The organism is Thioclava sp. IC9 (assembly GCF_002213225.1).
GTDB classification, from domain to species: Bacteria; Pseudomonadota; Alphaproteobacteria; order Rhodobacterales; family Rhodobacteraceae; genus Thioclava; species Thioclava nitratireducens.
This window is the reverse complement of record NZ_NBNX01000008.1, coordinates 1-16,845: the sequence shown is the minus strand read 5'-3', so window position 1 is coordinate 16,845 and position 16,845 is coordinate 1. Positions and strand designations below refer to the sequence as shown.

At 64.3% G+C, this 16,845-nt stretch carries 17 protein-coding genes; 14 read left to right on the top strand and 3 right to left on the bottom strand.

Annotation, left to right across the window (positions count from 1 at the left end; all coding sequences use genetic code 11):
• Positions 1-46 precede the first annotated feature (46 nt).
• From B6V76_RS17195 to B6V76_RS17140, 12 genes are all read left to right on the top strand, one after another.
• On the top strand, positions 47-502 hold the full coding sequence (locus B6V76_RS17195) for a universal stress protein (RefSeq protein ID WP_075773793.1): 456 nt from the start codon (positions 47-49) through the stop codon (positions 500-502).
• A 3-nt stretch (positions 503-505) separates the two neighbouring features.
• Positions 506-964 (top strand): DUF2267 domain-containing protein, encoded by a 459-nt coding sequence (locus B6V76_RS17190; protein ID WP_088722214.1) that lies wholly within the window; start codon positions 506-508, stop codon positions 962-964.
• 70 nt (positions 965-1,034) lie between these two features.
• Positions 1,035-1,595 carry a NifU family protein gene (locus B6V76_RS17185; RefSeq protein WP_088728021.1) on the top strand — a complete coding sequence of 187 codons (561 nt, stop codon included), beginning with the start codon at positions 1,035-1,037 and terminating at the stop codon, positions 1,593-1,595.
• Positions 1,588-2,238, top strand: a complete 651-nt coding sequence (gene tsaB / locus B6V76_RS17180; protein WP_075773790.1) for a tRNA (adenosine(37)-N6)-threonylcarbamoyltransferase complex dimerization subunit type 1 TsaB — start codon at positions 1,588-1,590, stop codon at positions 2,236-2,238. The genes B6V76_RS17185 and tsaB overlap by 8 nt, the downstream gene beginning before the upstream one ends.
• A complete protein-coding gene (gene rimI / locus B6V76_RS17175; protein WP_088719439.1) occupies positions 2,238-2,663 on the top strand; it encodes a ribosomal protein S18-alanine N-acetyltransferase in 426 nt (141 codons plus the stop codon). Before tsaB ends, rimI begins: the two co-directional genes overlap by 1 nt.
• A gap of 153 nt (positions 2,664-2,816) precedes the next feature.
• Positions 2,817-3,806 (top strand): BMP family ABC transporter substrate-binding protein, encoded by a 990-nt coding sequence (locus B6V76_RS17170; protein WP_075773788.1) that lies wholly within the window; start codon positions 2,817-2,819, stop codon positions 3,804-3,806.
• The gene (locus tag B6V76_RS17165) at positions 3,806-5,488 is read left to right on the top strand and encodes an ABC transporter ATP-binding protein (RefSeq protein ID WP_088728020.1); all 1,683 of its coding nucleotides are present in this window, start codon (positions 3,806-3,808) and stop codon (positions 5,486-5,488) included. Before B6V76_RS17170 ends, B6V76_RS17165 begins: the two co-directional genes overlap by 1 nt.
• Positions 5,488-6,585, top strand: a complete 1,098-nt coding sequence (locus B6V76_RS17160; RefSeq protein ID WP_088728019.1) for an ABC transporter permease — start codon at positions 5,488-5,490, stop codon at positions 6,583-6,585. The genes B6V76_RS17165 and B6V76_RS17160 overlap by 1 nt, the downstream gene beginning before the upstream one ends.
• 1 nt (position 6,586) lies before the next feature.
• On the top strand, positions 6,587-7,552 hold the full coding sequence (locus B6V76_RS17155; protein WP_075773786.1) for an ABC transporter permease: 966 nt from the start codon (positions 6,587-6,589) through the stop codon (positions 7,550-7,552).
• Complete coding sequence (locus B6V76_RS17150; RefSeq protein ID WP_088728018.1) at positions 7,536-8,336, top strand: purine-nucleoside phosphorylase; 801 nt, start codon at positions 7,536-7,538, stop codon at positions 8,334-8,336. The genes B6V76_RS17155 and B6V76_RS17150 overlap by 17 nt, the downstream gene beginning before the upstream one ends.
• A 78-nt stretch (positions 8,337-8,414) precedes the next feature.
• On the top strand, positions 8,415-9,332 hold the full coding sequence (locus B6V76_RS17145; RefSeq protein WP_075773784.1) for a sulfite exporter TauE/SafE family protein: 918 nt from the start codon (positions 8,415-8,417) through the stop codon (positions 9,330-9,332).
• Positions 9,332-10,156: a TIGR02186 family protein gene (locus tag B6V76_RS17140; RefSeq protein ID WP_166504624.1), complete on the top strand. Its 825-nt coding sequence runs from the start codon at positions 9,332-9,334 to the stop codon at positions 10,154-10,156. Before B6V76_RS17145 ends, B6V76_RS17140 begins: the two co-directional genes overlap by 1 nt.
• Here B6V76_RS17140 and B6V76_RS17135 read toward each other — a convergent pair.
• From B6V76_RS17135 to B6V76_RS17125, 3 genes are all read right to left on the bottom strand, one after another.
• A complete protein-coding gene (locus B6V76_RS17135) occupies positions 10,153-10,869 on the bottom strand; it encodes an SDR family oxidoreductase (RefSeq protein WP_088728017.1) in 717 nt (238 codons plus the stop codon). The genes B6V76_RS17140 and B6V76_RS17135 overlap by 4 nt on opposite strands.
• A gap of 50 nt (positions 10,870-10,919) precedes the next feature.
• Positions 10,920-12,464 carry an AAA family ATPase gene (locus tag B6V76_RS17130; protein WP_088719434.1) on the bottom strand — a complete coding sequence of 515 codons (1,545 nt, stop codon included), beginning with the start codon at positions 12,462-12,464 and terminating at the stop codon, positions 10,920-10,922.
• Between the two features lie 145 nt (positions 12,465-12,609).
• Positions 12,610-14,592, bottom strand: a complete 1,983-nt coding sequence (locus tag B6V76_RS17125; RefSeq protein ID WP_276206141.1) for a protein meaA — start codon at positions 14,590-14,592, stop codon at positions 12,610-12,612.
• Between the two features lie 163 nt (positions 14,593-14,755).
• Here B6V76_RS17125 and B6V76_RS17120 point away from each other — a divergent pair, with 163 nt between their 5' ends.
• Both B6V76_RS17120 and ccrA read left to right on the top strand, forming a co-directional pair.
• Positions 14,756-15,061, top strand: a complete 306-nt coding sequence (locus B6V76_RS17120) for a hypothetical protein (RefSeq protein ID WP_088719433.1) — start codon at positions 14,756-14,758, stop codon at positions 15,059-15,061.
• A gap of 148 nt (positions 15,062-15,209) precedes the next feature.
• Positions 15,210-16,502 (top strand): crotonyl-CoA carboxylase/reductase, encoded by a 1,293-nt coding sequence (ccrA, locus tag B6V76_RS17115; RefSeq protein ID WP_075773779.1) that lies wholly within the window; start codon positions 15,210-15,212, stop codon positions 16,500-16,502.
• The last annotated feature ends 343 nt before the right edge of the window (positions 16,503-16,845 follow it).

The following is a 16,845-nucleotide window of genomic DNA, read 5'->3' as shown; positions in this document are numbered from 1 at the left end:
CCCCTCGCCGGGCGATGATCCGCAGACACCCCGTCCCGGAGGAGCCATGCGCAAGTTTCTGGTTGTGCTCGACGATACCCGCGAATGCCTCAACGCGATGCGGTTCGCGGCGATGCGCGCGAACCATACCGGCGGCGGCGTGATCATCCTTTCGGTGATTCCACCCGACGAGTATCAGCATTGGATCGGCGTAGCCGAGATCATGCGCGACGAAGCCCGCGAGCGGATCGAGGCGCATTTCGAGGTTTTCGCGAAATGGATGCGCGACCGGCAGGGCGTAGAGCCGGAACTGGTGATCCGCGAAGGCGAGCCGGTGCCCGAGATCATCGCCGTGATGGACGAGCATCCCGAGATCGGCGTTCTGGTACTCGGCGCGGGCTCAGGCAAGGGCGGCGCGGGTCCGCTAGTGACGCAGATGGTCAAGCAGGCGGGGACGCTGCCCTGCCCGTTGACGATCGTGCCGGGCGAGATGTCGAAGGAAAAGCTCGAACAGATCACCTGACCGATGCCGATGCCCTGGACCTATCGCCATGCGCAGAAGGAGTTCGCCTCTTTCCTCGCAGATGCGCGCGATCGGATGGGCCTCGATTCCGACAACATGACCTACACGGCGATCGAGGGGGTTTTCGTGACCTTCCGCGCGCGGCTGCGCCCTGTCGAGGCCATCGCCTTCGCCGATTGCCTGCCTGCGGTGGTACGTGCGGTTTTCCTGTATCACTGGGATGTGATGGCAGCGCCGCGCCCGTTCGGCAGCCGGACCGAGATGACGCGCGAAGCGCAGGCGTTGCGCCCACATCACAACCTGACCCCCGATAACGCCATCGAGGCCACCGCCTTTGCGCTCTGGCGCCATGTCAATCATCGTGACTTCGGGGCCGCTCTCGCGCGGATCGGGCCGGAAGCGGAAGCATTCTGGCGCCCGGAGGTGGCCGATCCCGCCGAGATCGCGCCGCGCATCATCTAGCGCATAGCCGCGATTACTTGATTAATTCAGTCGGAAGGCGCATATCAGCGGCAAGCCAAGGAGGCACGCGATGTTTATTCAGACCGAGACGACCCCGAACCCCGCGACGCTGAAATTCCTGCCCGGCCAGACCGTGCTGGAGACCGGCACCGCTGATTTCCCCTCCGCCGAGACGGCGGCCAAATCGCCGCTGGCCAAGCGCGTTTTCGCAGTACCCGGCGTGACCGGAGTGTTCTTCGGTTCGGATTTCGTGACCGTGACGAAGGATGACACGACCAGCTGGGATCATGCGAAACCGGCGATCCTCGGCGCGATCATGGAGCATTTCCAGTCCGGCGCCCCGGTGATCGAAGGCGAAGCTGCGCCTTCGGGCCATGCCGAGCATGACGGCGAGGACGGTACGATCGTCTCGCAGATCAAGGAGTTGCTCGACACCCGCGTGCGCCCGGCCGTGGCGCAGGACGGTGGCGACATCACCTTCCACGGCTTCGAGCGAGGCGTGGTCTACCTGCACATGCAGGGCGCCTGCGCAGGCTGCCCGTCGTCGACGCTGACGCTCAAGATGGGGATCGAGAACCTGCTCAGACATTACATCCCCGAGGTTTCAGAGGTGCGTCCGGTCAATGCCTGATCTGACGTTAGGCTTCGACACATCGGCCGCGCATTGCGCGGCCGCTTTGCTGTCGGGTGAAGACTGCCTCGCTTCCCGCCACGAAGAGATGGGACGTGGTCAGGCGGAACGGCTTGTGCCGCTTCTGGAAGAACTCCTCGCCGAGGCGGGCGTTTGCTGGCGCGACGTGACGCGAATCGGCGTCGGGATCGGACCGGGAAATTTCACCGGCGTCCGTATCGCCGTATCCGCCGCACGCGGGCTTTCACTGAGCCTGAGGGCCCCGGCTCTGGGCGTCTCGATCACCGAGGCCACACAATTCGGTAGTAAGGGCCCGGTGCTTGCGGCGGTCGCAGCCCCGCGCGAGCGTGTCTATCTCGAAGGATTCCGCATGGCCCGGCCCGTTTCGCTCGATCTGCACGATCTCGACGCGCTGCCCGAAGGGCTGACCGAACCCGGGCTGACGTGCATCGGCTCCGCAGCCGAAGCGGTCGCCCAACGGATCGGCGCCGCTGTCGCGCCTGCGGCTTTTTCGCCGGCCGAAGCGATCGCACGCATCGCGGCGAAGCGCGAAGTGGTTGCCGGCGAACGGCCCGCGCCGCTCTACCTGCGTGCCGCAGATGCCGCCCCGCCCTCCGATCCGCCGCCAAGGATCCTCGACTGATGCGCGCCGAAGCTCTCGCCGAACTGCACGCCGCCTGTTTCACCACGCCACGCCCTTGGAACGAAGCCGAGTTCCGGGATCTGATGCGCGGTCCCGGCACCTTTCTGCTGAACGAGAACCGAGGCTTCCTGCTGGGACGCGTCATCGCGGGCGAAGCCGAGCTTCTGACCCTCGCCGTCGACCCGAAAGCGCGCCGCAACGGCACGGGACGCGCGTTGGTCGAGCGTTTCGCGCAAGAAGCCGCAGAGCTGGGGGCCGAGAGCGCTTTCCTAGAAGTCTCCGCCGAGAATGATGCCGCACGCGCGCTTTACGCAGCGACCGGCTGGAAGGAATCAGGCCGTCGCAAGGGCTATTACCGCGGTCCGGAGGGCGAACGCATCGACGCGCTGGTTCTTACGCTGCCACTCTCTAGAGCGGGAAGCTGACCGTTCAATCAAATTTGTCTCGCGACCTCGCGTCATCCGCAACTTGACGCTTGACCCCCTCGGCAAGCTCTGCCCAAATCGCTGTGTCCGCGCGCCGAACAGAGCGCGCCAACAGGCTTTTCCAACAGGGCCATAACGACTCGGGAGTAATCCATGACCTATTTCACCAAGTTCCTCGGCGCCGCGACCGCGCTCGCGCTGAGCGCCGGGGCCGCGCTGGCCGATCCCGCGATCATTTATGATCTGGGCGGCAAGTTCGACAAGAGCTTCAACGAAGCCGCCTTCAACGGCGCGAAGCGTTGGGCGGAAGAGACCGGCGGCTCCTACAAGGAACTGGAAATGCAGTCGGAAGCTCAGCGTGAGCAGGCCCTGCGCAAACTCGCCGAGTCGGGTGCCAATCCGATCGTGATGACCGGCTTCGCCTTCGGCGACACGCTCAACACCGTCGCCCCCGACTATCCCGACACGAAATTCGCGATTGTCGACATGGTCGTCGACCAGCCCAATGTCGAGTCGATCGTCTTCAAGGAAGAGCAAGGCTCGTATCTCGTCGGCCTGATGGCTGGCATGGCCTCGAAAACCGGTACCGTCGGTTTCGTCGGCGGCATGGACATCCCGCTGATCCGCAAATTCGCCTGCGGCTACGTGCAGGGCGTGAAAGCGGCCAATCCGGACGCGAAAGTCATCCAGAACATGACCGGCACCACCCCGGCGGCTTGGAACGACCCGGTGAAGGGGGGCGAGATCGCCAAGGCCCAGATCAGCCAAGGCGCCGACGTGATCTACGCCGCTGCCGGCGGCACCGGCATCGGTGTTCTGCAAGCGGCTGCCGACGCCGACGTCCTGTCGATCGGCGTGGACAGCAACCAGAACTATCTGCACCCGGGCAAGGTTCTGACCTCGATGCTCAAGCGCGTCGACAACGCCGTCTATGACGCGTTCTCGGCCGGTCCCGATCTGAAGCCGGGCATTAAGGTGATGGGTCTCGCCGATAACGGCGTTGGCGTCGCAATGGACGACAACAACAAGTCGCTCGTCACCCCCGAGATGGAAAAAGCGGTGGAGCAGGCGAAAGCCGACATCGCTTCGGGCAAGATCGAAGTGCATGACTACATGTCGGATGACAGCTGCCCGGTCGAGTGATGAACGGAACAGAGTCGAACAACGCGGGGCGGCAGGCAACTGCCGCCCTTGCCACTGAAAACGCCAGCGATGCGGCCGAGGCGGCCCATGCTGCCGCAACGCCCACGGGCGCGCCCGCGATCGAGCTGAAAGGCATCTCGAAAGCCTTCGGCACGGTGCAGGCCAACAAGGACATTTCGATCCGGGTCATGCCCGGCACGATCCACGGCATCATCGGCGAGAACGGCGCGGGGAAATCCACGCTGATGTCGATCCTCTACGGCTTCTACAAGGCGGATGCGGGCGAGATCTGGATCAAGGGCAAGCACACTCATATCCCCGACAGCCAGGCTGCGATCAGCGCCGGCATCGGCATGGTCTTCCAGCATTTCAAGCTGGTGCAGAATTTCACCGTGCTCGAGAACATCATCCTTGGCGCCGAGGATGGCGCGCTTCTGCGCCCCTCGCTGTCGAAGGCGCGCAAGGAACTCAAGCGCCTCGCCGAGGAATACGAGCTCAACGTCGATCCCGACGAGAAGATCGAAGAGCTTTCCGTCGGCCACCAGCAGCGCGTGGAAATCCTCAAGGCGCTGTATCGTCAGGCGGATATCCTGATCCTCGACGAGCCGACCGGGGTGCTGACGCCCGCCGAGGCCGACCACCTGTTCCGCATTCTCGATTTCCTGCGCAAGGAAGGAAAGACGATCATTCTGATCACGCACAAGCTGCGCGAGATCATGGAGATCACCGACACTGTTTCTGTGATGCGCCGCGGCGAGATGACGGCGACCGTGAAGACCGCCGAGACCTCGCCAGAGCAACTCGCCGAGCTGATGGTGGGCCGCAAGGTTCTGCTGAACGTCGACAAGACGGCAGCCCAACCCGGCAAGACCGTACTGGAGATCGAGAACCTCCGCGTGAAGGACGAAGACGGGATCGAACGCCTCAAGGGCATCAATCTCGAAATCCGCGCGGGCGAGATTCTCGGCATTGCGGGCGTGGCGGGCAACGGCCAATCCGAACTGCTGGAAATCCTCGGCGGTTTCGCCAAGGGCACCGGCAACATCCGCATCAACGGCGAAGAGATCGACCTCACCGGCAAGCATAGCGACGGCCAGTCGCGGCGGCGTCGGGGCATCTCGCACGTTCCCGAAGATCGCCACAGTCTCGGGCTGATCCTCGATTTCTCCGCGTGGGAGAACATGATCTTCGGCTATCACTCGGATCCGGCCTATCAGAAGAACCGCTTCGTGATGGACAATACGGGGATCGTCGCCCACACCGCCGAGGCGATGGAGCGTTTCGACGTGCGCCCGCCGATCCCGACCCTGCCGGCAAAAAGCTTCTCGGGCGGCAACCAGCAGAAAATCGTGCTGGCGCGAGAGATCGAAAGAGATCCGGCCCTGCTGCTGGTGGGGCAACCGACCCGCGGCGTCGATATCGGCGCGATCGAATTCATCCACAAACGCATCATCGAACTGCGCGACCAAGGCGCTGCGATCCTGCTGGTCTCGGTCGAGCTTGACGAGATCCGGGCGCTCTCGGACCGGGTCGCGGTCATGTTCGACGGGCAGATCATGGGCATCGGCCCCGTCGAGACCGCCACGCAGACCGGCATGGGCTGCCTGATGGCGGGCATGGGCGGCGAGGACGTGCGCGGCATGGACGGCTGGACCATCGCCGCGCCCGAGGAGAGCCAATAATGGAAAAGACACCGAAATGGGTCGACGTGGCCCTGATCCCGCTCCTCAACCTGCTGATCGCCTTCGTGATCTCGGGGATCGTGGTGCTGCTGATCGGTGAAGACCCGATCAAGGCGATCAAGGTCATGGTCTCGGGCGCGCTCGGCTCGCCCTATGGCTGGGGCTACACGCTGTATTACGCCACGAACTTCATTTTCACCGGCCTCGCCGTCGCGGTCGCCTATCACGCCAGCCAGTTCAACATTGGCGGCGAGGGCCAGGCGACGCTCGGCGGGCTTGGCGTGGCGCTGGTACTGCTGGCCTTCCCGTGGCCACATTGGAGCATCGCGCTGATCGCGGCGATGGCGGGCGGCGCGATCTTCGGTGCGGCTTGGGCGGCGATCCCGGCCTATCTGCAGGCCAAGCGCGGCAGCCATATCGTGATCACCACGATCATGTTCAACTTCATCGGCGCGGCGGTGCTGAACTACATGCTGGTCAACGTGCTGCGTCCGCGCGGCTCGATGGACCCGGCCACCGCGCGCTTCGGGCCCGCGACGCATCTGCCGACCTTCCATGATTTCCCGCTCGTCGGGCAGTTCTTCTCGAAATCGGTCCCGGCGAACGTGTCGTTCTTCGTGGCGATCCTCGCCTGCTACCTCGTCTGGGTACTGATCTGGCGCACGAAGCTGGGCTTCGAGATTCGCGCCTTCGGGCGGTCGGAAAGCGCGGCGCGCTATGCAGGCATTTCGCCGGTGAAGATCGTGATGGCCGCGATGCTGATCTCGGGCGGCCTCGCCGGGCTGATGGCGATCAACAACGTGATGGGCGAAGCGCATCGTCTCGTGCTGAATTCGGTCGAGGGCGCAGGCTTCATCGGGATCGCCGTCGCGCTGATGGGCCGCAACCACCCGTTCGGCGTGTTCCTTGCAGCACTTCTCTTCGGCTTTCTCTACCAAGGCGGCGGCGAGCTGGCGCTGGAAACCACGATCCCGCGCGAGCTGATCACCGTGATCCAGGCGCTGGTGATCCTGTTCACCGGGGCCTTCGACAACATGCTGCGCGCACCGATCGAGAGCTTCTTCGTCGCGCGCGCCAACGCCCGGAAGGAGGCCTGAGATGGATTTCGGAACGATCATCGAAATTCTCGATAGCGCCGTTCGTCTCGGCACGCCGCTGCTGCTGGCCTGCCTCGCGGGCCTGTTCTCGGAACGCGCAGGCATCTTCGACATCGGCCTTGAAGGCAAGATGCTGATGGCCGCCTTCTTCTCCGGCGCGGTCGCGGCGGTGACGGGCAATGCGTGGCTCGGTCTTCTGGCGGGTGTCGCGGGCTCGATGAGCCTCGCCTTCGTGCACGGCCTCGCCTCGATCACCTTCCGCGGCAATCAGCTGATCTCCGGCGTCGCGGTAAACTTCCTTGCCTCGGGCTTTACCGTGCTGATCGCACAAAGCTGGTTCCAGCAGGGCGGTCGCACACCGCAGCTTTCGGGCAACGGGCGCTTCGATCCGATCACGCTGCCCGGTGCGGACGCGATAAAGGATGTTCCCTTCTTCGGGCCGATCTACTCGAACCTGATCTCGGGCCACTCGATCCTCGTCTATGTCGCCTTCGCGATGGTGCCGATCACCTGGTGGGTGCTGTTCCGCACCCGCTTCGGCCTGCGCCTGCGCGCGGTGGGCGAGAACCCGGAATCGGTCGACACCGCGGGCATCTCGGTCATCCGGATGCGCTACACCGCCGTCGCCATCACCGGCGTTCTGGCGGGGCTGGGTGGCGTCTATCTGGCAACCGGTCTGGCGGCTGGCTTCGTGAAGGAAATGACCGCCGGCCGCGGCTATATCGCTCTCGCGGCTCTGATTTTCGCGAAATGGCGGCCGGTTCCGGCGCTTGGCGCGACGATGCTCTTCGGCCTGCTGGAAGCGATCTCGAACCGCTATCCGAACATCGATCTGGGCGTCATCACGCTGCCGATCCAGTTCATGCAGGCGGTGCCCTACATCCTCACCGTGATCATCCTCGCCGGCTTCATCGGCAAGGCGATCCCGCCGCGTGCAGGGGGGCAGCCCTATGTCAAAGAGCGCTGAACTCGCGCAACTGATCCGCGAACGCGCGGGCGACGAGGCCCCGCGCCTCGGCCTGATCCTCGGCTCCGGCCTCGGCCATCTGGCCGAGGAGGTCGAGGGTGTCGCGATCCCCTATTCGGAGCTTCCGGGCTTTCCCCATGCGGGCGTCTCGGGCCACAATCCGAAGCTGGTGATCGGCACGCTCGAAGGCGTCCGCGTCGCGGTCTTCGGCGGTCGGGTTCACTATTATGAACACGGCAACCCCGCCGAGATGCGCCTCCCGCTAGAGATCCTCAAGGAGCTCGGTTGCGAAAGCCTGCTGCTGACCAATGCGGCCGGAAGCCTGCGTGAGGACATCCAGCCCGGCGGGCTGATGATGCTGAACGATCATATCAACTTCTCGGGCAACAACCCCCTGATCGGCGAGCCTTCGGATGCGCGTTTCGTGCCGCTGACCGAGGCGCACGACCCGAACATCCGTGCCGGGCTCAAAGCCGCGGCCCAGGCCGAAGGGATCGAACTGCCCGAAGGCGTCTATTGCTGGTTCTCCGGCCCGACCTTCGAGACCCCCGCCGAAATCCGCGCCGCCAAGGTCTTCGGCGCCGATGCGGTGGGCATGTCGACCGTGCCGGAAGTGATCCTTGCGCGTTTCCTCGGGCTGCGCGTCGCCGCCGTCTCCGTCATCACCAATATGGGGGCGGGCATGGCGCAGGAGAATATCAGCCACGAGCAGACCAAGGCGATCGCCCCCATGGGCGCAGCCAAGCTCGAGCAAGTTTTGCGACGATATCTGCAACAGTTGTAACCCTGCGGCACGGCGGGGTTTGACTTCGCCTGTCCTTCGGGGACACTAACGATGCAACCTCCTCAGCGGGTGCAGTCCATGCAGATCTACCTGCCCATCGCCGAAGTCTCGGTCAATATCTTCACCCTGCTGGGGCTCGGCGGCATCGTGGGGCTGCTCTCAGGCCTGTTCGGCGTGGGCGGCGGCTTCCTGATCACGCCGCTTCTGTTCTTCATCGGCATCCCGCCTTCCGTCGCGGTGGCGACCGGCGCCAACCAGGTCGTCGCCTCCTCGGTCTCGGGGGTTCTTGCGCAGCTCAAACGCAAGGCGGTCGACATCCCGATGGGGCTCGTGCTGCTGGTGGGCGGCCTTCTTGGCTCGGCAAGCGGTATCTACGTCTTCAACCTGCTCACCGCGCTCGGCCAGATCGACCTCGCGGTACAGCTTTGCTACGTCGTCTTTCTCGGCCTGATCGGACTACTTATGCTGCAGGAGGGCATCCGCACTCTGCAAAAGCAGCGCAAGGGCGGTGGCGCGCGCAAGAAACGCGTGCAGCACACCTGGGTCCACAAGCTGCCCTTCAAGTTCAAGTTCCGGGCCTCGGGCCTGTATATCTCGGTGATCCCGCCGCTGCTGGTCGGCACCTTGGTCGGGATTCTCGCGGCGATCATGGGCGTCGGCGGCGGTTTCATCATGGTTCCGGCGATGATCTACCTGCTGAACATGCCGACCAAGGTCGTGATCGGCACCTCGCTGTTCCAGATTCTATTCGTCTCGGCCTTCACGACGCTGATGCACGCGATCACCAATCAGACGGTCGACGTGATGCTGGCGCTGCTGCTGATCGTCGGCGGCGTGATCGGCGCACAGATCGGCTCGCGTCTGGGCGCGCGGCTGAAGGCGGAACAGCTTCGTATTTTGCTGGCGCTTCTCGTGATCATCGTCGCAGGCAAGCTCGGCCTCGACCTCGTGCTGCATCCGGCCAATCTCTACTCCATCGCATCGGGGGGCGAATGATGATCCGTGCCGCTCTTCTCGTCCTCGGCCTTTGCGCAGCCGCCCTGCCCGCTTTGGCGCAGACCCGGCAGGTACTCCCCGCGCGCCCCGGGATGCCGATCACCAATCGCCCCGAGCCAGACGAGCAGATCGTCGCGGGGCTGAGCCGTGACAACATCGGCATCACAACGTCCTTCGATGGGTCACAAATCCTGATCTATGGCGCCATCAAGCGCGAGGCCCCGCAGCCCGACGGGCAGAAACTCGCGGTGATCGTGACGCTGGAAGGTCCGCTCGGCCCGGTCACGATCCGCCGCAAATCGCGCGAATTCGGCATCTGGGTGAACACGGCCTCCGTCGGCGTGGCCGCCGCGCCCAGTTATTACGCCGTCGCCACCTCCGGTCCGATGGAGGACATCCTCTCGCGGCGCACCGATATCCAGCAGCGCATCTCGATCCCGCTCGCGATGCGGGCCTTCTCCGGGCCGATCACGGTCGAGGATTCGATCCCATTCACCGAGGCGATGGTCGATATCCGCAAGCAGCAAGGCCTCTACAAGATGGAGTCGGGCGGCGTGCATATCGTCGACGACACACTGTTCCGCGCCGACTTCGCGCTGCCGGCGAACCTCATCGAGGGCGATTACAAGACCCGCATCTTCCTACTGCGCGGCGGCAAGCTGGTGGACAAATACCAATCGGCGATCGAAGTGCGCAAAGTCGGGCTTGAGCGGTGGCTCTACTCGCTCGCCCATGAGAACGCGCCGCTCTACGGGCTTTTGTCACTGGCGCTTGCGGTCTTCGCTGGCTGGGCCGCCGCTGCGATCTTCCGCTTCGTGCGTTAACCACGCCCGACGAAGGGCATTCCGCTCGCCATCACCGTCATGTTGAGCACATTCGCATCCAGCGGCAGCGACGCCATGTACAGCACCGAGCGCGCGACATTCGCCACATCCATCGTAGGCTCCGCCGTCTTCGCCGCCGCCGCATCCATATTCGCCAGAAGCCCGGTGCGCGCGTTGCCCACGTCGATCTGCCCGCAGGCGATGTCGAAATCGCGCCCGTCCAGCGCGATCTGCTTGGTCATGCCGTTGATCGCGTGTTTCGTGGTCGTATAGGCGAGCGATTTCGCGCGCGGCACCTGCCCCGAGATCGAGCCGTTATTGATGATCCGTCCGCCGCGCGGGGCCTGCCTGCGCATCTGCGCGAAAGCGGCCCGGGCGCAGAGAAACATCCCCGTCAGGTTCACCGCGATACAGGCATCCCAATCCTCGAGCGTAACCTCGTCGGGCAAGGCCGCAGGCGGGAACATCCCAGCATTGTTGAACAGCACGTCGATCCGGCCGAACCTGGCGACCACCTCGGCGAAGGCGCGCTCCACCGCTGCCGCATCGCTCACGTCGCAGACCACCGCCAGCCCGTCGCCCTTCGCAGCGACCTCCGCCAACTTGTCTTCCGAACGTGCCAGACAGGCGACCTGCCAGCCCTCGGCCAGCGCGGCCTCTGCCACCGCGCGCCCGATCCCGGCACTCGCCCCGGTCACCACCATCACGCCCATCTCGCCCCTCCTTCGCCTTGGCTCAAATATCCCCGCCGGAGGCTCCGGCCCTATCCGTTCTGCGGTTCGGCTTTCAGTTCCAGCTTACCGCCGCCTTTCGGCAGGTCGTCAATGGTCAGCGGCGCCGAGGGCCGTGCCAGCCGCGCCCGCACCACCCAGAGCAGGCGATGCTGCGCCCGGGTGATCGCGACATAGGCCAGCCGCTTCCACAGCGGGATACCCGCCTCGATGCGCCCTGCCCTGTAAGCCGCGTAGATATCTGGCGCGAAAACCTGCACATCCTCCCATTGCGAGCCTTGCGCCTTGTGGATGGTCACTGCCGCCCCATGCAGGAAGGTGGCGCCCATCCGGGCCGCGAACGGAATGAACGGCTCTTCCTCGTCCGGCATCTCGATCTTCACGATCGAGGCCGCCGAAAGCCGCGGATCTTCCGCCCCCATCACATGTAGCCGCGAGAAACCGGGCTTCTTGCCGGGGCCGAGATAGATCACCTGCGCGCCCTTGATCAGCCCGCGCGCTTCCAGATCAATCCGCTTCTTGCGGTGCTTTACCGGCAGTTCGATCCCGTCGCAGATCAAGGGCTCGCCCGGCAGCATCATGTCGGCGGGCGCGGAATGGGCCGCACGAAAGGCATGGATCAACCGGATGCGCGTCGCGTTGCGCCAGACAAGTACCGGCGAGCGCGCCATCAGATCGCTCTCCACCCGCTCGGCCCAGACGACGCGGTCATCCTTCGCCGCCGCCTTCTCGATCTCGCGCTCGAACTGCTCGAAGGTCAGGCTGTCGTCGCCCAGCATATGCGCCAGATCGAGGATCGGGTTATCCTCGGCCTGCCGGTGGATGCGGTGCAGAATGTGTTTGCGCTCGTCGGGCAGCCGTTCGAACACCATCTCGCCCGACTGGTTCACCGGAGCGAGCTGCGCCGGGTCGCCGAACAGAACCAGCGTCGGGAAAATCTCGCGCAGATCGTCGAACTGCCGCTCGTCGAGCATCGAGGCTTCATCGACAAAACCGATATCGAGCGGGTCTTCGCGACGTTTCCAGCCATTGATGAAATCCGAGCCGCGCAACCCCGCCGAAGCCAGCGCCGCCGGGATCGATTTGTGCAGATCGTAGAAGGCCTTCGCCCGGTCGAGCGTCTCTTCGGTGAGCCCCATCTCGATCAGCAATTCAGGCTTCGGACGCTCGCCCTGACCGGTGAGCCATTCCGCGATCCGTTCGTATTCCGGGTCGTAGACGGGGGTGTAGAGAATGCGGTGGATCGTCGTCGCGGGCACCCCGCGCGAGCGCAACACGCTCGCCGCCTTGTTCGTCGGCGCGAGGATCGCCAGCGTGCGCTTCTCCTTGCGCCGCTTGCCCTCGAAATCGCCTGAGACCAGATCGACCCCTGCCGCCTCCAGCGCCTTGTAGAGTTCCGCCAGAAGCAGCGTCTTGCCCGACCCCGCCTTGCCGATCACCGACAGCACGCGTTTGCTGCCGCTTTCAGGCGTCATCGCGCCTTCGAGAATATCGACCCCCGCCGCCTCGAGCGCGGAAGCAACGGCATCCCAAGCCTCGGCCTGGTCCTCGGAAAACTGGATCATGGGGGTCGTCATGGCGCGACCTTACCCGCGCATATTGGCGGGCGGAAGGGAGAAAGGGCGCGGTTTTCGCGGGGTCCGCCACCGGGAGCCTCCGGCGGGGATATTTGGGTCGAGAAGAAGACGCCTGCCCCTTCCCGATCCCAATTGGCTTGCGCGTTCAGGCCGCCTTCTCGGCCGGGGTCGCGAGCGTCACGATATCCATCATGATCCGGTTCAGCTCGAAATCTTTGGGCGTGTAGACGCGGGCGACGCCGAAGCTGAGTAGCTTCTTCGCGTCCTCATCCGGGATGATCCCGCCCACGACGACCGGGACATGGTCGAGGCCCGCCGCGCGCATCCGCTCCATCAGTTCCTCGATCAGCGGCATATGCGAGCCGGACAGGATCGACAGCCCCACCACATGCGCCTCGTCCTCGATGGCTTTCGCGACGATCTGTTCCGGCGTCAGGCGGATGCCGTCATAGGTGATGTCCATACCGCAATCGCGGGCACGGAAGGCGATCTGCTCGGCGCCGTTCGAGTGGCCGTCGAGGCCCGGCTTGCCGACGAGGAATTTCAGGCGGCGGCCCAGCTGCGAGCTGACCGCGTCCACGGCTTCGCGGATATCGTCGAGCCCTTCGGTCTGGTTCGAGGGCGAACGCGAGACGCCCGTCGGACCGCGATACTCGCCGTGAACCGCACGCATCACGCCCGCCCATTCGCCGGTAGTCGCGCCCGCTTTCGCGGCAGCAATCGAGGCTTCCATGACGTTCTTGCCGGCTTTCGCGTCCGCCTTGAGCTGGGCCAGCGCAGCCTGCACCGCAGCCTCGTCGCGCTCGGCCCGCCATGCGTTCAGCCGGTCGATCTGCTCCTGCTCCACCGCCGGGTCGACGACCATGATCCCGCCATCGCCTGCGGTCAGCGGAGAGGGCTCGCCCTGCTGCCAGCGGTTCACGCCGACGACGATGGTCTCCTCGGCCTCGATGCGGTTGATCCGGGCGGCGTTCGATTCCACCAGACGCGACTTCATGTAGTCGATCGCGGCGATCGCCCCGCCCATCCCGTCGAGCGTTTCGAGTTCGGCGCGGGCGCCATCTTTCAGTGCCTCGACCTTGGCGGTCACCGCCGGATTACCGTCGAAGAGGTCGCCATATTCCAGCAGGTCGGTCTCATAGGCCATGATCTGCTGCATCCTGAGCGACCATTGCTGATCCCACGGGCGCGGTAGACCCAGCGCCTCGTTCCACGCAGGCAACTGCACCGCGCGGGCGCGCGCGTTCTTCGACAGCGTCACGGCCAGCATCTCGATCAGGATACGGTAGACGTTGTTCTCCGGCTGCTGCTCCGTCAGGCCCAGGGAGTTCACCTGCACACCATAGCGGAAACGGCGGAATTTCTCATCCTCGACGCCGTAGCGGTCACGGCAGATTTCGTCCCAAAGCTCTGTGAATGCGCGCATTTTGCACATCTCGGTGACAAAGCGGATGCCCGCATTCACGAAGAAGGAGATGCGGCCGACCATCGCCGGGAAGGCCTCTTCCGGTACTTTGGTTTTCAGATCGTCGAGCACTGCAATCGCCGTCGCCAGCGCGAAGGCCAGTTCCTGCTGCGGCGTCGCCCCGGCTTCCTGCAGGTGGTAGGAACACACATTCATCGGGTTCCATTTCGGCAAGTGCTCGCGGGTATAGGCCGCGACATCGGTGATCATCGCGAGGCTCGGCTTCGGCGGGCAGATATAGGTGCCGCGCGACAGGTATTCCTTCACCAGATCGTTCTGCACCGTGCCCTGCAGCTTCGAGACATCCGCGCCCTGCTCCTCGGCCACAGCGATATAGAGCGACAAGAGCCAAGGCGCGGTCGCGTTGATCGTCATCGAGGTGTTCATCTGCTCGAGAGGGATCTCATCGAACAGCGCGCGCATGTCGCCCAGATGGCAGACCGGCACACCGACCTTGCCCACCTCGCCGCGCGACAGGACATGGTCGCTGTCGTAGCCGGTCTGGGTCGGCAGATCGAAAGCCACGGAGAGCCCCGTCTGTCCTTTGGCGAGGTTGTTGCGATAGAGCGCGTTCGAGGCGGCAGCCGTGGAATGGCCCGCATAGGTGCGAAACAGCCAGGGGCGGTCTTTGGCGGGCATCGTGTCGGTCATTGCGGCCTCCATCGGGGTGCGAATCTTGCTTGCGCAATATTGTTGCGCGTTGGGATGGTTTAAATTCAATTTTGTGATCCTGTCAATTCGCTGCGTCGCGGCGAGGCGGCGGCCCCAAGGGAACGCATCGTAGCAGGGCGGGGTTTTGACGGGGAGACCACCTTAGGAGAGCCCTTTGAAACTGCTGATCGTTCCCGCCCTCGCCCTTGCTGCCACTCTGCCCGCCTGCACCCGAGAGCAGGTCACCGACAACTCCGTGGATGCTGCCAAGCTCGGCGGTCGGGTGGTGGTCAACACCGCCGTTGGAGCAACAAACCTTGGCTATGAAGGGGGCAAGGCAGCCTATGGCGCAGTGAGGAACGCGCGCAACCAGGAAGGCGAAGCTTTCCCCGACGGGGCGCTTCTCTGCAGCGTCGGCGATGGCAGTTTCGTCAAAGCGAAAAGAGCCAAGGACGGGAGTTACAGCTGCCCCGAACTTTGATCTATGATCCGCGCCGCGCGAAACGGCAGGGACATATTATTTCAAAACTATGCATTACAACTATTGCAAAGTTACTCGGCCATGCGTAACTCTCCTACTCAACCCGCCCCGATTCTGCGGCGCGGCGAGATTTTGACAGGAGAGAGCCATGGCCCTTGATCAGGAAACCGGGATCGCGCCCTACGACGCGCCGGAGAAGGACCTTTACGAGATCGGCGAGATGCCGCCCCTCGGCTACGTCCCCCCGAAAATGTACGCGTGGGCGATCCGCCGCGAACGCCATGGCGAGCCCGAGCAGTCGTTCCAGCAGGAAGTCGTCGACACCTGGGAGATCGACAGCCACGAAGTGCTGGTGCTCGTGATGGCCGCTGGCGTGAACTATAACGGCGTCTGGGCAGGCCTCGGCGTGCCGATCTCGCCCTTCGACGGGCACAAGCAGCCCTATCACATCGCGGGCTCGGACGCTTCGGGCATCGTCTGGAAGGTGGGCGACAAGGTCAAACGCTGGAAGGTCGGCGACGAGGTCGTGATTCACTGCAACCAGGACGACGGCGACGACGAGGAATGCAACGGTGGCGATCCGATGTTCTCGCCCAGCCAGCGGATCTGGGGCTACGAGACGCATGACGGCTCGTTCTCGCAATTCACCCGCGTGCAGGCGCAACAGCTGATGCCGCGCCCGAAACACCTGACCTGGGAAGAGGCCGCCTGCTACACGCTGACGCTGGCCACCGCCTACCGGATGCTGTTCGGTCACCACCCGCATGAGCTCAAGCCCGGCCAGAACGTGTTGGTCTGGGGTGCCTCTGGCGGTCTCGGCTCCTATGCGATCCAGCTCGCGAACACCGCGGGCGCAAATGCGATCGGCGTGATCTCGGACGAGAGCAAGCGCCAGTTCGTGATGGATCAGGGCGCCAAGGGCGTGATCAACCGCAAGGAGTTCAATTGCTGGGGGCAGCTGCCCACGGTCAACACGCCGGAATATAACGAATGGCTGAAAGAGGCTCGCAAGTTCGGCAAGGCGATCTGGGACATCACCGGCAAGGGCGTGAACGTGGACATGGTCTTCGAACACCCTGGCGAGGCGACCTTCCCGGTCTCGACGCTGGTGGTGAAGAAGGGCGGCATGGTCGTGATCTGCGCCGGCACCTCCGGCTTCAACTGCACCTTCGACGTGCGTTACATGTGGATGCACCAGAAGCGTCTGCAGGGCTCGCACTTCGCTAACCTCAAGCAGGCGGCCTCGGCCAACAAGCTGATGGTAGAGCGGCGTCTGGACCCCTGCATGTCCGAAGTCTTCCCGTGGGATCAGATCCCGCAGGCCCATACCAAGATGCTGCGCAACGAGCATAAGCCGGGCAATATGGCGGTGCTGGTTCAGGCTCCGAGAACCGGTTTGCGCACCTTCGAGGATGCGCTGGAAGCGGGCCGCCGCGACTGACGACCCATTTATGTTTCACGAGAAACCCGCGCTCGCGAGGGGCGCGGGTGTTCTGGTGTGGAGGCTTCCGGGTGCGTCAGAGCCTTGAGTGGGCGCTTCGTCCGGCCGGTGCCCGGGCGCTTTATCTTGCAAGCCCGTTGGTCACTCGTGTCCGCTCTGTCCTCGCCAATGCGCCCTCCCGGAGAAGGGGCAGGCGAGGCCCGGGATGGTCGCCCCAAGCCAAGGACGCAACCCCAAATGAAAACGCCCGGCCATTCCGACCGGGCGCCTCGGTCGTGCTCATCGCTCAGGCCGCCTCTGTCGCGCCGTCGGGGGTTTTGGCGCCGGTCATGAAGGCGACGGC

What these genes read in the sequence shown, in the direction of transcription:
- B6V76_RS17195 (WP_075773793.1), top strand. Translation starts at nt 47, where the DNA reads ATGCGCAAGTTTCTGGTTGTGCTCGACGATACCCGCGAATGCCTCAAC.
- B6V76_RS17190 (WP_088722214.1), top strand. Translation starts at nt 506, where the DNA reads ATGCCGATGCCCTGGACCTATCGCCATGCGCAGAAGGAGTTCGCCTCT.
- B6V76_RS17185 (WP_088728021.1), top strand. Translation starts at nt 1,035, where the DNA reads ATGTTTATTCAGACCGAGACGACCCCGAACCCCGCGACGCTGAAATTC.
- tsaB (WP_075773790.1), top strand. Translation starts at nt 1,588, where the DNA reads ATGCCTGATCTGACGTTAGGCTTCGACACATCGGCCGCGCATTGCGCG.
- rimI (WP_088719439.1), top strand. Translation starts at nt 2,238, where the DNA reads ATGCGCGCCGAAGCTCTCGCCGAACTGCACGCCGCCTGTTTCACCACG.
- B6V76_RS17170 (WP_075773788.1), top strand. Translation starts at nt 2,817, where the DNA reads ATGACCTATTTCACCAAGTTCCTCGGCGCCGCGACCGCGCTCGCGCTG.
- B6V76_RS17165 (WP_088728020.1), top strand. Translation starts at nt 3,806, where the DNA reads ATGAACGGAACAGAGTCGAACAACGCGGGGCGGCAGGCAACTGCCGCC.
- B6V76_RS17160 (WP_088728019.1), top strand. Translation starts at nt 5,488, where the DNA reads ATGGAAAAGACACCGAAATGGGTCGACGTGGCCCTGATCCCGCTCCTC.
- B6V76_RS17155 (WP_075773786.1), top strand. Translation starts at nt 6,587, where the DNA reads ATGGATTTCGGAACGATCATCGAAATTCTCGATAGCGCCGTTCGTCTC.
- B6V76_RS17150 (WP_088728018.1), top strand. Translation starts at nt 7,536, where the DNA reads ATGTCAAAGAGCGCTGAACTCGCGCAACTGATCCGCGAACGCGCGGGC.
- B6V76_RS17145 (WP_075773784.1), top strand. Translation starts at nt 8,415, where the DNA reads ATGCAGATCTACCTGCCCATCGCCGAAGTCTCGGTCAATATCTTCACC.
- B6V76_RS17140 (WP_166504624.1), top strand. Translation starts at nt 9,332, where the DNA reads ATGATCCGTGCCGCTCTTCTCGTCCTCGGCCTTTGCGCAGCCGCCCTG.
- B6V76_RS17135 (WP_088728017.1), bottom strand. Translation starts at nt 10,869, where the DNA reads ATGGGCGTGATGGTGGTGACCGGGGCGAGTGCCGGGATCGGGCGCGCG.
- B6V76_RS17130 (WP_088719434.1), bottom strand. Translation starts at nt 12,464, where the DNA reads ATGACGACCCCCATGATCCAGTTTTCCGAGGACCAGGCCGAGGCTTGG.
- B6V76_RS17125 (WP_276206141.1), bottom strand. Translation starts at nt 14,592, where the DNA reads ATGGAGGCCGCAATGACCGACACGATGCCCGCCAAAGACCGCCCCTGG.
- ccrA (WP_075773779.1), top strand. Translation starts at nt 15,210, where the DNA reads ATGGCCCTTGATCAGGAAACCGGGATCGCGCCCTACGACGCGCCGGAG.